The 14,036-nt window shown below is 42.3% G+C and carries 13 protein-coding genes and 1 pseudogene; 2 read left to right on the top strand and 12 right to left on the bottom strand.

The annotated features are described in order from the left end of the window. The 8 genes and pseudogenes from ACW12G_RS03770 to ACW12G_RS03735 all read right to left on the bottom strand — a co-directional run. A pseudogene (locus ACW12G_RS03770) lies at window positions 1-81 on the bottom strand (chromosome segregation protein ScpA); the annotation flags it as partial. Next, complete coding sequence (locus tag ACW12G_RS03765; protein ID WP_455647301.1) at window positions 60-416, bottom strand: riboflavin biosynthesis protein RibT; 357 nt, start codon at window positions 414-416, stop codon at window positions 60-62. The gene ACW12G_RS03765 and the pseudogene ACW12G_RS03770, both read right to left, overlap by 22 nt. A gap of 38 nt (window positions 417-454) precedes the next feature. Continuing rightward, window positions 455-1,351 carry a site-specific tyrosine recombinase XerD gene (gene xerD / locus ACW12G_RS03760; protein ID WP_455647300.1) on the bottom strand — a complete coding sequence of 299 codons (897 nt, stop codon included), beginning with the start codon at window positions 1,349-1,351 and terminating at the stop codon, window positions 455-457. Further along, entirely contained in the window at window positions 1,335-2,216 is an 882-nt protein-coding gene (locus tag ACW12G_RS03755; RefSeq protein ID WP_455647299.1) for a CvfB family protein, read from the bottom strand. The genes xerD and ACW12G_RS03755 overlap by 17 nt, the downstream gene beginning before the upstream one ends. A gap of 112 nt (window positions 2,217-2,328) precedes the next feature. Beyond that, complete coding sequence (locus ACW12G_RS03750; protein WP_010003440.1) at window positions 2,329-2,775, bottom strand: GatB/YqeY domain-containing protein; 447 nt, start codon at window positions 2,773-2,775, stop codon at window positions 2,329-2,331. A gap of 86 nt (window positions 2,776-2,861) precedes the next feature. Then, on the bottom strand, window positions 2,862-3,047 hold the full coding sequence (gene rpsU / locus ACW12G_RS03745; protein ID WP_004899901.1) for a 30S ribosomal protein S21: 186 nt from the start codon (window positions 3,045-3,047) through the stop codon (window positions 2,862-2,864). Between the two features lie 135 nt (window positions 3,048-3,182). Continuing rightward, the gene (locus tag ACW12G_RS03740) at window positions 3,183-4,685 is read right to left on the bottom strand and encodes a carboxypeptidase M32 (RefSeq protein WP_455647298.1); all 1,503 of its coding nucleotides are present in this window, start codon (window positions 4,683-4,685) and stop codon (window positions 3,183-3,185) included. Window positions 4,686-4,718: 33 nt separating this feature from the next. Continuing rightward, window positions 4,719-5,984 (bottom strand): MFS transporter, encoded by a 1,266-nt coding sequence (locus ACW12G_RS03735; protein WP_455647297.1) that lies wholly within the window; start codon window positions 5,982-5,984, stop codon window positions 4,719-4,721. Between the two features lie 169 nt (window positions 5,985-6,153). Here ACW12G_RS03735 and ACW12G_RS03730 point away from each other — a divergent pair, with 169 nt between their 5' ends. After that, on the top strand, window positions 6,154-7,701 hold the full coding sequence (locus ACW12G_RS03730; protein ID WP_146976639.1) for a PucR family transcriptional regulator: 1,548 nt from the start codon (window positions 6,154-6,156) through the stop codon (window positions 7,699-7,701). 135 nt (window positions 7,702-7,836) lie between these two features. Continuing rightward, entirely contained in the window at window positions 7,837-9,234 is a 1,398-nt protein-coding gene (locus ACW12G_RS03725) for an amino acid permease (protein ID WP_048701818.1), read from the top strand. A 140-nt stretch (window positions 9,235-9,374) separates the two neighbouring features. On the opposite strand, the gene ACW12G_RS03720 is transcribed toward ACW12G_RS03725, so the two are convergent. The 4 genes from ACW12G_RS03720 to ACW12G_RS03705 all read right to left on the bottom strand — a co-directional run bounded on the left by ACW12G_RS03720 (window position 9,375) and on the right by ACW12G_RS03705 (window position 13,955). Next, window positions 9,375-10,391 carry a LacI family DNA-binding transcriptional regulator gene (locus ACW12G_RS03720; protein WP_455647296.1) on the bottom strand — a complete coding sequence of 339 codons (1,017 nt, stop codon included), beginning with the start codon at window positions 10,389-10,391 and terminating at the stop codon, window positions 9,375-9,377. A 61-nt stretch (window positions 10,392-10,452) separates the two neighbouring features. Further along, on the bottom strand, window positions 10,453-11,301 hold the full coding sequence (locus tag ACW12G_RS03715) for a sugar ABC transporter permease (protein WP_068850036.1): 849 nt from the start codon (window positions 11,299-11,301) through the stop codon (window positions 10,453-10,455). A 2-nt stretch (window positions 11,302-11,303) separates the two neighbouring features. Beyond that, entirely contained in the window at window positions 11,304-12,665 is a 1,362-nt protein-coding gene (locus tag ACW12G_RS03710; protein ID WP_455647295.1) for a carbohydrate ABC transporter permease, read from the bottom strand. 57 nt (window positions 12,666-12,722) lie between these two features. Beyond that, on the bottom strand, window positions 12,723-13,955 hold the full coding sequence (locus ACW12G_RS03705) for an extracellular solute-binding protein (RefSeq protein WP_455647294.1): 1,233 nt from the start codon (window positions 13,953-13,955) through the stop codon (window positions 12,723-12,725). Between the last annotated feature and the right edge of the window lie 81 nt (window positions 13,956-14,036).

Raw genomic sequence — 14,036 nt, 5'->3', positions numbered from 1 at the left:
ATGCTGTAATAGATCTAACGGGCCTTCAAAATCGCTTAATTTGATTGTTAAACGCTGCGCTACGATGTTGCTTTTCTCCATTTATTAATTAATTTTTGATTTTCTAAGGTTCCCATCAAAAAAGCCGTTGGATTTTGCGTTTGAAAATTAGACAACAACTCAAAATAATTTTCCACCGTGCGGGCTTCTGGGGTAAACGCCACATGACGCACCAACACGATATCATGGTCTAAAAATTCAACGCCTAAAACACCCTGCACCCAATTACTACGCTGCCAAACATAGAGACAACGTGTCTCACGATCGTTATACCAAGCCATTTCAGCTTTCAAAAACGGTAACTCACGTAACCCAGGCAACAACGATAAAATACCCATCACGGTTTTTTGATTATCACTTCTAGCCAATGCTAACATTTTTCTTCCTCATTGATGGTAGGTCTGACGCCAGTCAATTATGCCCGTGGATGGTACTGATCATACACTTCACTCAAACGCTTTTTTGAAATATGCGTATAAATCTGAGTGGTTGAAATATCGGCATGTCCGAGTAATTCTTGCACAATCCGTAGATCCGCCCCATTTTCTAAAATATGCGTGGCAAACGAGTGGCGCAACGTATGAGGCGAGACATCTTTTGTAATGCCTGCTTCAGCAACCAACTTCTTAATGATTTTCCAAACACCCTGCCGTGTGAGTTGTCCCCCACGATCATTTAAGAAAACATAGGGTGATGCCTTACCCTTGAGTAAGGCCAAGCGACTGCTGGCAAAATAACGTGTTAACCAGTCCGCCGCCACTTCGCCAATCGGAATAATGCGTTCCTTATCGCCTTTTCCAATGGTTTGAATCAACCCCAATTGCAAATGTAAATCACTTAACTTAAGGTTGACCAGCTCGCTGACACGCAAGCCAGTGGCATACATCACTTCAATTAACGTGCGATTCCGGATATCAAGTGGGGTCGTGTCTGTTGGCACAGCCAGCAAGGCATCAATTTCCGCCACACTCAAAACGGCCGGTAAATGCGTGGCTTTCTTCGGTGGTTTAATATCGCGCATCGGATTTGGCAAAACAATTTTTTCTTGAGCCAAGTAGCCAAAAAACTTCCGAAGTGACGTGACCATGCGGATCACAGAATTATTAGATTTACCAGCTAACCGTAGTTGATTTAACCATGCCAAAACCACGACATGATCGACTGCTTCCAGCGGCAATTTTTCTGCTGTCAAATAGGCGCTAAATTGGGTTAAATCCTGTCGGTAACTGTTAATTGTATTGTCAGACAAGCCACGTTCTATCCGAATATAGTGCAAATAGTCGGCAATGGCGAGGTTAATTTTTTGTGTCATTTTCGGCAATCAGTTGAATACCACCGTCAACTTGTTCAATTAAGCGGGCTTTATACAGATGACCTAACGCACGCTTGAACTGACTCTTACTAAAGCCAAATTGACGCTTAATGGCTTCGGGATTACTTTTATCGTTGAACGGCAAAAAATGATCCGTCCGACGTTGTAACTGGAGTAACAAGAATTGGGCATCTTCATCCATTGTCTTATAAGCTAATGGCTTGAGCGACAAATTCAACGTCCCATCTTCACGGACGCCAATGACACGCGCCTTAAGGACTTCCCCTAATCTTGGCTCATCGTGACGTTGTGATGGGTGAATAAAGCCTAGATGATAATCTTCAGTAATCACAAGTGTCCCTGCAATTTTATTACGGTACACTGTGGCTTTCACTGTTTTAGACTTCATTTCTTGTGGCGCACGGCGGGCAACCGCACCAATAATGTGCTGCTGAGCAAGTTCTCCCCACAACCGGCCTTTATTATCTTCTTTCATCGCTAGCATCAAGCGGTCACCTTTTTGTGGCCACAATGTTGTGATGGTTGGCAGATCATCTAAAGAAACGACCAGGTCTTTGTTAGGTAGCCCGATAGCGACAAACACCCCTAAGTCGTGCCGGTTGGCCACAACCGTCCCCCAGCCATAAACATCTTTTTGAGCTGTTGGTAGTGTTTTAGTAATTTGTAGCTTATGATTTTCATTTTCATAAGCAAAACCTGTTACAAAGCCCCCAACCTTAAGGGGCTTTTCAAGTTCTGATTTGTCAATTTCGTACGTAAAGCCATCAACTTGCGCAAAAAAATACTGGGTATTTTCATCCGTTACTGATGCTTTTACAATTGTACCAACTGTTGGATTCGTCATGATTTTTCCTCTGATGCGCAACTTCACGCATTTTTCTTTAATACCCTAGTTTAACACGGATAGACAACGATAAGCCAACAAAAAAATCGGCCGTAGCCGATTATCCTTGTCTTTATTGTGCCAAGGTTGCCTTAACTAAGTCAGCGACAACCTTACCATCGGCTTTACCTTTAATTTGCGGCGTCACCACGCCCATAACCTTGCCCATGTCTTTAGGGCCGGTTGCGCCAGTTTGTTCGATAGCTGCCGCAACAATGGCAACGATTTCTTCTTCGGTCAATTGTGCTGGCAAATACTTGGCCAAAATCGTTAATTCTGATCGAATGCCTGCCGCTAAGTCTTCACGGCCACCCTTTTCAAATTCCGCTAGAGAATCTTGACGTTGCTTCACTTCACGTGATAACACCGTCAATTCTTCTTCCGGTGTCAAGTCATGACCCAAACTAATTTGTTCGTTCATCACTGTTGACTTCACCATCCGAATAACCGATAGCGCTTCCTTATTCTTATCTTTCATTGCTTGCTTCATATCAGCGTTCAATGTCTCTAACAGGCTCATGTGTCTTCTTCTTTCTTGTTTAGTCTATTGCTATTTTAACATAAAATGAAAAAGAAAAACGCCACCGAGGTGACGTTTAGAACCGATTAACGGCCCTTCTTCTTGTTACGCTTTTGTGCTGCTTCAGACTTCAATTTACGAGCAACTGAAGGCTTAACATAGAATTCGCGCTTACGGTATTCTTGGAGAGTACCGTCCTTTGAAACACCGCGCTTAAAGCGACGCAATGCATCATCCAAAGATTCGTTCTTACGTACGATGACCTTTGCCATGTGATAACCCTCCTTTCTCGCATTTTATTTCGATTAAACGACATGCTGTAAATACTTATTTATTCTATCAAAATCCAGTGTTGCTGTCAACAACAGACCCCAAAGCGTGCCTTTATTTTTTGCTGGATTGGGATGTTATTTTGGTAACTGGTAGGCCGTGGCATATAAATCATTCATCACGGTTAACCAATATTGTGGATTCAACCCTTCACCAGTCGCTGCCATTAAGATGTCGCCTGGATCAACTGCCCCACCGTGTTGCCAAATATGTTGTTTGCGCCACTCAAAAATTGGTGTGTAATCACCTGAAGCGTAAATCTGCTCGAAATCCAATGTTTTTTGCATCGTAGCCATAAACTGCGCCGCATATAAATGGCCCAAAGCGTAACTAGGGAAGTAACCAAATGACCCACCAGCCCAGTGAATATCTTGTAAAATACCAGTCAAATCATCCGGCACCGTCAAGCCTAAGTATTCTTGATATTTATCACGCCAAAGCTGAGGCAACTCTGCTACTGGCACATTGTCATTAAAGATGGCTTTTTCAATTTCATAGCGAATAATAATGTGCAACGGATACGTCAATGGATCCGCTTCAGTCCGAATCAACGTCGCCTCGGTTTTAATCCAACCATTATAAAAGGTTTCAAATGAAATGTCATCAAACGTTGGGGCAAACACCGCTTGCATTTTTGGATATTCTGCCTGCCAAAACGCCTTTGAGCGACCAACCATGACTTCATTAAAGAGTGATTGTGACTCATGAATACTCATACTAATCGGCATCACGGCACATACGGCATCATACTTAGCGGCCACATTCTGTTCAAACAATCCATGCCCTGCCTCGTGGAAAATGCCCAACACCGCCATTTGGAAATTATGTTCGTCCCAGCGCGTGGTAATACGCGCATCATCACGATTTAACGCTTCCATAAAGGGATGAATGGTGTCATCCAGACGGCCTTTATTCATATCATAGCCTAATCGCTGTGAAGCAGCTAAAGCATACTCACGTTGCTTGTCTTTAGATACTTGCCGTGATAAAAACGTGCCATCAGGCTCGGTCCCAAGCGTTTCTAGGCAATGACGTAAGGCCATGATCCCTGTTTTCAGTTCATCAAACACCGCGTCTAATTTAGCCACGGACAAGCCTGGTTCATATTGATTCAGCAACACATCATACGGCGTTGCTTCATCAGTTTGCCACAAGGGAATAAATTGCTTCAAGTAAGCAATAATTTTTTCAACATAAGGCTGGAAAATTGTGTAATCATTAGCCTCACGCGCCTGGGCCCAGTAATCTTGGGCCTCAGATAACGTCCGTTGGAAATCAATATAGTCCTTTTCAGGGATCTTCCCCGTCACGTCAAAATCTTTCTGCGCTTTGGCTAAGACTAATTGACCAAAGTCATCTAAAGCGCTTTTATCCGCCGACAACGCTTCGAGTAACTGTTGTCGTTGTGGGCCCGTGGCGACCTGAAAGGTCTTTTCAGCCAAATAAGCATCCACATCGGCCCGAAAATGCCCTGCATCTTTTGGCATACCGGTCAGGGCATCCCAGCCAGATAATGCCGAAATTTCTGACAAAATGGTCTGTTCTTTAATTGAATCTAAAAGTGCTTGTTGTGTCGCCATGAAACCCTCCTTGTATTATCATTATTTTATCATTTATTGATCCAGTTTAGAAGTGGCCTTTGTATCAGCCATCCGCCAATAAACGAGCAAACTAATAAAAATAACAGCGGCGACATAAACAAAGAAAACCGATTCATGATGCGCATTCTTGAGATAAAGCGCCACATATTCCGCCGTCCCACCAAAAACGGCAACGGTCAGACCATAAGGCAACCCGACACCTAACGCCCGAATTTCTGTTGGGAACATTTCTGCTTTCACAATAGCGTTAATAGCGGTATAGCCCGTGACAATCACCAAGCCCGCTAGCATCAAGAAGAAGGCCACCCAGGCACTCTTCGTTTGTGCCAAAGCTAAGAAAATCGGAACGGTGAACACTGTCCCTAACCCACCAAACCAAAACAGCAACGGCTTACGCCCAATTTTATCCGACAAAGCGCCAGCAAACGGTTGTAATACCATGAAAATAAACAAAGCGGCAAAGTTAATCCAGGTCACTGTTTGTTTTGGCAAACCCGTGGTATTAATCATAAACTTTTGGAGATATGTGGTATAGGTGTAAAAGGCAATCGTCCCACCTAACGTCAAACCCATCACCGTCAGCACTGCCTTAGGATAACGTAACAATTCACGCAATTGCCCCTTCTCTTTTTTGGCTTGTGCCAAGAATTGATCGGACTCTTCCATACTCAGTCGCAAAACAAGGACGACTAACGCCCCAAGCGCACCAATGACAAAGGGAATCCGCCATCCCCAGACTGCAATCGCATGCTCAGACAACGTGATTTGCAAGATAATTTGTACCCCTAAAGCCAGCAATTGACCACTAATCAACGTCACATATTGAAAGGATGAGTAAAAGCCGCGGTGCCCCGCACTTGCCATTTCTGACAAATAAGTAGCTGACGTGCCGTACTCACCACCCAAAGATAGGCCCTGGAAAAGTCGCGCAATGACTAAGATCGCTGGTGCCAATATCCCAATTTGATCATACCCTGGTGTTACCGCAATCACCAATGACCCAGCCGCCATAATCAGCACTGACAATGTCAACGCGGCTCGGCGTCCATGTTGGTCGGCATATTTACCCAGTAACAAGCTCCCCAAAGGACGCATCACGAAACCAATCGCAAAAACGGCTGCCGTACTTAATAACTCGGCTGTTTTATCATGTGATGGAAAAAATACCGGTGCAAAATAAATGGCAAACGCGGCATACACATACCAATCAAACCACTCCACCAAATTCCCTAAAGAACCTTTTAAGACGTTACTAATAATTGCTTTTTCTGTTCGCATAATTATCCCTTCATACCCTACCCAACGTTAAATATATCATTCCTACATATCGTAATATATCATGCCGTCCGATACGGGTATTCGTGCGACTTGCACAACGTTCAAAATTCGCTTGTGCACTATCACTAACTACGATACAATGAAAAAAATACTTTGAGGCTGACATGACATGCAATTATCTGAGATTTTACAACACCCATCCTTACGCAACATTCAAGTTGCGGCTGGCGCCGATGGGTTATCACGCGAAGTATCCCAAGTCGGTATGATTGATGCACCGGATATCACGGACTTCTTATTTGATGGCCAACTTCTGGTCACGTCAGGTTATCATTTTTCCCAAAATCATCATTTATTACGTGATTTGATTATTGGCATGCATGAGACGAATGCCAGTGGGATTGCGATTAAGGCTGGTCGTTACGTTACCACCCTGCCCAAAACGATCATTGAGCTGGCCGACCATCTTAAAGTGCCTATTTTATGGACACCAACGGATGATTTTTTATCATTAACCGTTAAACGGCTGACGGCTGTTATTTTAGAAACTCAGAATACTGAATTAAAACAAATTATTGCCATCAACCAGCAATTGTCGGAATTGAATGCACAAAATATTACCTATCAACACCTACTCGATCAAAGTGCTAAAGTATTGGAAACACCACTGGCACTACTCGATGCCCACTTTACAGCCATTTATGCGAGCAGCGAATGGGTGGCGCAACGTGAATTCTTAACCCATTACTTACGCCACGAGTCTGGTATTGACTACTTGAATTTGACCGTCCCAGTTCGGGTTGAATTTAACCACCAACTCATTGACATTTTGCCGATTTTTTCCGCTTTAAATGAAAACAAAGCGTTTGCTGCCTTTGTTGTTAATCAAGATGAACCATCAAGCTTTCAAATTTTAAAGCGCCAACAGGTAATGAATACACTCGGTTTAGCTAATTCGCGCACTGATTTATTGAACGAAACGGAGTTTCGGAACCGTTCTGGTTTCTTCTTAAACGTGATGCAACGCGGGTTAAGCCACGAGGCGATTGATAATTATCTCTATAATGCCAATATTGACAATAAACGCCGCTATCGGGTGGCCATTCTTGATTTCAGCGAAAAAAACAAGGTCATCGAATCGCGTCAATTTGAAATTCGCCAACAACTCACCCGCTGGTTTATTTTTGAACATGATTGGCAAGTCTTGACCTTTTCTCATCGCCAGCAACTCGTCTTGTTGATTGACGAACAGATTGATACGCGACAATTCCTCAAGCGTCTCTATGATTTTTTAATGCAACAGCCCGGTTTACATTATGCCTTTACGATTGGCTTTTCAAGAATTGCCGAATCGATTCATATGCTGTCTGACTTATATGATCAGGCCAATAACGCGCTGAAATTAACCTCTCAGCAGCATCCCATTATGCGATTCCGGCCTAAAAACGCCCAAGAACTACTACATCTCTTACCAAAACAAGAAGCCCGTGTTTTCGTTGAAAAAACATTGGGTCCAATTTTAGAGAATGCCGAACTACTGGAAACCTTAGAAACTTATGTTTTCTTGCATCAAAATGTGACGGCCGTGGCCAATGCTTTATTCGTCCATCGCAATACGATTACTTACCGCTTAAAACGGATTAGCGAGTTGCTCGGCGTTGATTTAGAGATGCCTGACGTGTTAGTTGATATTCAATTAGCACTCTTACTCATTTAGGCACATACTTTTTATTGATTGTGCACAAAATATTCTTTATTTTTTGTCATCCTTCCCGATATGCTCAACCGTAAAACTGCTAATATGTTTATATTGGCTCTTTTTTTTTTGGCCACGATAACCGGAGGTACAAATATGATTGAATATACAGACTTAGCAACTAACCCTGACGGCACAGTACGTGGCCTCAAAAAGAAGCATGTCCAAATGATTGCCATCGGTGGCACAATTGGTACCGGCTTGTTTTTAGGGGCTGGTAATTCGATAGCCAAAACCGGCCCATCAATTTTGGTTGTCTATGCCATTCTTGGCGCATTTTTCTTCTTAATGATGCGTGGGATTGGTGAAATGCTCTACGCCGATCCAACCCAACACACATTTGTGTCATTTATTAGTCGCTACGTCGGCGCCGGTGCCGGCTATTTTGCCGGCTGGTCCTACTGGATTGGGTTGACCTTCGTCGCCATGGCTGAATTAACCGCTGTCTCGACTTATGTGAAGTTCTGGTTTCCAGGTTGGCACACGTGGTTGATCCAAATTGTCTTCTTAGCTATTTTGACTTTGGTTAATCTGGTGGCCGTCAAAATTTTTGGTGAAACAGAATACTGGTTTGCCATGATTAAAATTATCGCCATTCTGGCCATGATTGCGACTGGTTTGTTCTTGATTTTCACCGGTTTTGAAGCGCCCGCAGCTGGCGGTCATACCATTGCGTCATTTGGTAATATCACCCATAATTTTGAGCTATTCCCCAACGGACCAGCCATGTTCTTTGCCGCCTTTCCCATGGTTTTCTTTGCCTTTCAAGGTATGGAATTTGTCGGCATCACCACAGCCGAAACACAAAATCCGCGTCAAGTCTTACCACGCGCAATTAACACCATTATCTTCCGTATTTTAATTTTCTATCTAGGTGCCATGATCATTATCATGTCCATTATTAACTGGCACGTCATCGCCAAAACACCTGGTCAAAGTCCCTTCGTGATGGTGTTTGAATTAGCGGGCTTCAAGGCAGCAGCGACGGTGATTAACTTCGTCGTCTTAACGTCGGCTGCCTCAGCATTGAACTCTGCGCTTTATTCGGCAGGACGTCACTTCTATCAATTAGCAAAAGAATCAAATACCACGATCATGGCGCCATTTGGCAAGATTTCTAAACTTGGCATCCCAGCCAATGCCATTATTTTCACCGCCGCCTTGGTACTCTTTTCACCCATTATCAGTGCGTTGCCACAAATTACATCAGCCTTTAGTTTCATCACGGCCATTTCATCAAATATGTATATCATTGTTTATGGGTTAACGATGTATGCCCATCGCAAATTCCGTGAATCAGCTGATTTTTTGCCTGACGGGTTCAAAATGCCAGGTTACAAAGTGACTAGTCCATTAACCTTACTCTTCTTTGTTGCCATTTACTTCAGCCTGTTCTTCCAGTCTGATACGCGTATGTCAGCCATTGGTGCCATTATTTTCACCGTTGTCTTTGGTACCCTTGTGCATCAACGTTTTAAAAACACCAAAAATTAACCATCAAAAAAGCGAATCTGACGATTCACTTTTTTTTGATGCCCGTTCGATTATACCGGCAATACTGGCTATCTCTGCCGGAATAGCCAAGCTAATTGCCAGTGTGTTGCCTTTTTGTTATCCCTTATGCACTAATCAAATCAATCATTTGGTATCATTCGATTCAACGATTCGCCCCCAAATTCAGGTAAACGATACGGCACAATCACGCTTGTTGCCTTTGTTTGCTCCAGCACAGAACGCTGATCATTAAACAATAATCGGACCGCTTCACTGCCCAAACTACGTGGTAACACATCAACTGAATAGAAGTCCTCACCACCGAGTCGTGCATATTCAGAATGATTAAATGCAATCGTTGGTAATTTGGGGTGTGTGGGCAAATGTGCTTGGGCTTGATGACGTGCCAGATAACCGATTTTGTCATCACTCGCAACAATGCCATCAATTTCGGGATGTAATTCGAAATAATGTTTCAATACCTGTTTTTGCGCTTGAAAATCAATCGGTAATGATAAAATCTGGCCCTCTGGTTGGGCAATATGAAACCCAATTTCACGATTTCGCTCATAACGCCAATCAGCTACAGTGCGAACAAAGAGCGGTGCTTTTAGATTAAACTGGTCAACTAACTGCCTAGTCGCCTCTTCTCCAGCGCGTCGGTTATCATTATCAACATATAAAACATGATGCGCTTGCTCTGGTTCGCCAGTAACAACCACACGCGCGTTGTTTTCTCGTAACAATTCAGAAATTGGATCATTTTCAACCGTGTAAAGCAGTATAAAACGACGAACTTGTCCGGCTTCCACCATCATTTTAACGGCATTGTAGACTTCAGACCAATTGCTGCCCGTCGCAGTAGTCAATAAATATTGACGCGCAACGAGTTGAGAATTAATACCAAATAGTAATTGCATGGCAAAATCATTTTCAGCACTACCGACGGCTTGTGGTTGAAAAACAACCCCGACCGTGTTACTTTCACGCTGTGTTAAATTCCGTGCAGCAAAATTTGGCGTATAGCCCATATCTTGTGCCATTTTTTTAATCCGTTCCTTGGTTTTAACACTAATTTTGGATGAATCAGCCAACGCGCGCGAAACCGTTGACATCGCAACGCCGGATTTATTTGCAATATCTTGTATTGTTACCATAGCCCCCTCCTGTACCCGTTATTGTAACATGAAAAAGATTGGGACTAACGTCCCAATCTTTTTAACCCTTGACCGAACCACTTGTCACACCAGAAACGTAGAATCGTTGCAACACAATAAACAAAATTGTAATTGGAATGGCAATAATCACTGCCCCCGCAGCGAAACTCATGAATAATGAATTAGCCGTTTCTTTCGTCATCATCGAATATAATCCAATCGCAACGGTATAGTTTTTAACATTGTCCCCCATAATCACCTGAGCAAAAATGAAATCCATCCAAGGCCCCGTAAATGCTGTCAATGCCGTAAAGACAATGATTGGTTTAGATAATGGCAATGTAATTTTGGTAAAAATTTGCCATTTCGTTGCCCCATCTAACATGGCACTTTCATCCAATGAATACGGAATCGTATCGAAAAAGCCTTTTTGGATGTAAAATACCAAACCAGCGCCCGACACATACACTAATATTAAGGCGAACAAACTTTGCGTCAAACCAGCTGCTTTCAAAATATAATAGATCGCAAACATTGCCATAAAGCCCGGGAACATGTTCAAAACTAAGGCAACTTTCAAAAAAGGACCCTTTAACTTAAATCGTAAGCGACTCAATGAGTATGCCATTGCTAACACTAAAGCTGTGGAAATAAAACCGCTCACAATCGACACAAATAATGTATTCAAGAACCAGCGACCAAAAGGATACTGTGAGTTGGTAAACAGTTGGACGTAGTTATGAAGGGTATAGGTTTTTGGCCAAAAATAGTTAACAAACGCACCACCCTCCCCACGGAAACTCGTCAATATAATCCAGAGAATAGGCACGACCCAAACAATTGCCATGACAGTCAATAATAGATACAAAATCATTGTATTACGGCGTTTTACGCCTTTTAAACTATGCATTGTTATGCCTCCATCCCAGAATTTGATATTTTCTTATAAGCAAGCAACGAGAATGTGGCAGACAAAATGAAGATTAAGATACCAATGACTGAAGCTAAGTTATAATCAGCGGTATTCAAAGTTAAATTGTATAACCAAGTAATCAGCAAATCTGTTGAGCCAGCGCCGTAATAATTGGAGTTAGCCGGGCCACCACCAGTTAACAAATAAATCACATTGAAATTGTTCACATTACCAATGAACTGTTGAATCAAACTCGGTGCCATCACAAACACAATTTGCGGAAATGTGATTGACTTGAAAATTTGGAATTTATTCGCGCCATCAATTTCTGCTGCTTCAATTTGTTCTTCAGATTGATTTTGTAAAATCCCCGTTGTCACCAACATTGTCGCTGGAATCCCAATCCATAAGTTAACAACAATAATTGTTAACTTAGCAAACAACGGATTTGTGAAAAATGGTAACGATGTTTTAGTCAGACCAGCGTTAATCAGCAATGTGTTCACTAAGCCACCATCAGCAAACATATTGTTCATAATTAACAAACTAATGAAGGCTGGAATCGCCATCGTTAAAATGAAGAGTGTTCGAAAAACTTTTTTGCCTTTGATCCCCTTAGCATTGATCATCATTGCCAAGATAACACCAAAGAAAAATGATGTTACAGTGGCGGCAACGGCCCAAATTAACGTCCAGGCCAGTACAGGAAAGAAGGTACTAGCCATTTGCCCGGAGATCACATTACCAAAATTCGCAAAGCCAACCCAACTAAATAAATTTTTGGGTGGCAAGTGATTGTGATCGTATGAGGTAAAAGCAATCGCAATCATATAAATCAGCGGCAAAATAGTAAAGAATAAAACGCCTGTCATTGGAATGGCCATCAATGTCACATACATTTTTTCGTCAAGCAAGGACGCTAAGTCTTGCTTCAAAGTTGGCAGTGGTTCACCGGCTTGTTTTAATTCCCATATTTTCCGCGCCGATGCCAAATTAGCACGGTATAAGAGTATAAACAGTACCGTAATAATGACCGCTAGCATGCCCCACAGTAGCAAAAGCATTGAATTATCACCCGCTTTTAAGACAGAAATACCTAATTTTTTGTCATAAACCAAACCTTGTGCATTTGTGCCCAACGTGATCATGTTGTGATAAGCTTTTAATCCTGTCGTGAACAACCACGTCACCCAAGATATTTCTAGTGCTAAAAAGATGAGGCCTTTGAGATATTGTTTATTGGCAATGTTGGCAGCACCCATAATTAAATAAGAGGCCTTGATCGCACCATCTGCTTTTTTAAATAACTGTGTTAGGGGTATATGTGCTTCAAAAGTCGCATGCTTTTTTCTTTTAAACATCTTTCCATCCTTCATAAGTATGTACACAGTGACTGCTAGCCACTCACTGTTTTACTTCTATTTAACTGATTTTGAGGCATTTTTAACCAAAGTGGTCAACTTTGGTAACATTTGACTGTCTGAAATCTTGCCCTTGTATGTGTCGTTAAACAAGGCATCAGATGATGTCCAGAAGTTAGCCATTGCTGGTGATTTAGGCATTGGTGTTGAATAACCCTTTTGCGACATGTCAACAACCGCCTTAGCAAGCGCATCATTTTGAATATTTTGAGAGGCTTGCACCTTCTTAGATGATGGAATGTAATGTGAATCTTTGAATCCAAGCTCTTGTACCTTATCACTTGATAAGTACTTTGCTAATTTCATCGCTGCCAATGGTTCTTTTGTATCTTGTTTAACACCAAATAACTTAACACCTAAGAACGCCTGCATCTGCTTTTCACCAGAACCCAAGTCAACTGTTGGATATGGGGCAATGCCCAAGTTGTCACCTAAGGCTTTTTTATAGTCATTATATGACCATGGCCCAGACAAAGTTGCTGAAATGTTGCCTGATTGTAGCAGATTTAATGTATTCGTGCTGGCTTGAACAACACCCGGATTATCTTTTTGGGCTTTGATCCACTTCAGAACGGATACACCTTTTTCGTTGTCAATATTTGTCCCTTTGGCTTTTTCACCATTGTTCCCATACAAAGTGTCTCCGGCAGTGTAAAACAGTGGTGCGAAAATGTAGTTAGCCCCAGCTGATGCTAAATTGGTGCCAATTTTTCCCTTGGATGTCAAACTCGTCCAAGATTTAATATCATCATTACCAAGTTGCGTTTTGTTATAATACAAAACTTGTGACTCAATACCGTAAGGATAGCCGTACACCTTGCCCTTATAAGTTGCACCCGCCATTGCATTAGCAATTTGCGTTGATTTAAGGCTTTTAGCATATTTAGTATTTTGATAAATCAATCCCTGTGATGCTAACGAACCGATTTGATCATGCGGAAACATGAAGACATCGGCAGCAGCCGATGGATCCTTTTGCAAATTCTTTAATGCATCAGTTGAGTTCGTGTACTTAATCGTCACCTTGATACTGGGATTCGCTTTTTCAAAATCTTTAACAGCTTGAACATAGGTTGGTTTTGTCCCTGTGTCCACCCACAACTTCAACTTTGCCGTCTTGGCAGCACTTACTGTTGGTGTATCAAGTGCCACACTCAATAATCCAACGGTAGTTGAAGCCGTCAGCAACGTTACCATTGCCCCAGTCGTCACGCTCATCATATTTCTCATGATGTTTTTCCTCCAGAAAAATTGTCTTTGTCTTTTTGATTACGCAATCATCATAAAACATTTATTCAAGTAATGCAAGCG

The sequence above is a fragment of the Leuconostoc sp. genome, from assembly GCF_965300815.1.
The sequence above is the reverse complement of the archived record's forward strand: the minus strand, read 5'-3'. Positions and strand labels throughout refer to the sequence as shown.

Excerpts from the sequence above, each read along its gene's own strand:
- ACW12G_RS03740 (WP_455647298.1), bottom strand. The coding sequence starts at position 4,685 with ATGGCGACACAACAAGCACTTTTAGATTCAATTAAAGAACAGACCATT.
- ACW12G_RS03710 (WP_455647295.1), bottom strand. The coding sequence starts at position 12,665 with ATGTTTAAAAGAAAAAAGCATGCGACTTTTGAAGCACATATACCCCTA.
- ACW12G_RS03725 (WP_048701818.1), top strand. The coding sequence starts at position 7,837 with ATGATTGAATATACAGACTTAGCAACTAACCCTGACGGCACAGTACGT.
- ACW12G_RS03735 (WP_455647297.1), bottom strand. The coding sequence starts at position 5,984 with ATGCGAACAGAAAAAGCAATTATTAGTAACGTCTTAAAAGGTTCTTTA.
- ACW12G_RS03730 (WP_146976639.1), top strand. The coding sequence starts at position 6,154 with ATGCAATTATCTGAGATTTTACAACACCCATCCTTACGCAACATTCAA.
- rpsU (WP_004899901.1), bottom strand. The coding sequence starts at position 3,047 with ATGGCAAAGGTCATCGTACGTAAGAACGAATCTTTGGATGATGCATTG.
- ACW12G_RS03720 (WP_455647296.1), bottom strand. The coding sequence starts at position 10,391 with ATGGTAACAATACAAGATATTGCAAATAAATCCGGCGTTGCGATGTCA.
- ACW12G_RS03765 (WP_455647301.1), bottom strand. The coding sequence starts at position 416 with ATGTTAGCATTGGCTAGAAGTGATAATCAAAAAACCGTGATGGGTATT.
- ACW12G_RS03755 (WP_455647299.1), bottom strand. The coding sequence starts at position 2,216 with ATGACGAATCCAACAGTTGGTACAATTGTAAAAGCATCAGTAACGGAT.
- ACW12G_RS03715 (WP_068850036.1), bottom strand. The coding sequence starts at position 11,301 with ATGCATAGTTTAAAAGGCGTAAAACGCCGTAATACAATGATTTTGTAT.
- ACW12G_RS03750 (WP_010003440.1), bottom strand. The coding sequence starts at position 2,775 with ATGAGCCTGTTAGAGACATTGAACGCTGATATGAAGCAAGCAATGAAA.
- xerD (WP_455647300.1), bottom strand. The coding sequence starts at position 1,351 with ATGACACAAAAAATTAACCTCGCCATTGCCGACTATTTGCACTATATT.
- ACW12G_RS03705 (WP_455647294.1), bottom strand. The coding sequence starts at position 13,955 with ATGAGAAATATGATGAGCGTGACGACTGGGGCAATGGTAACGTTGCTG.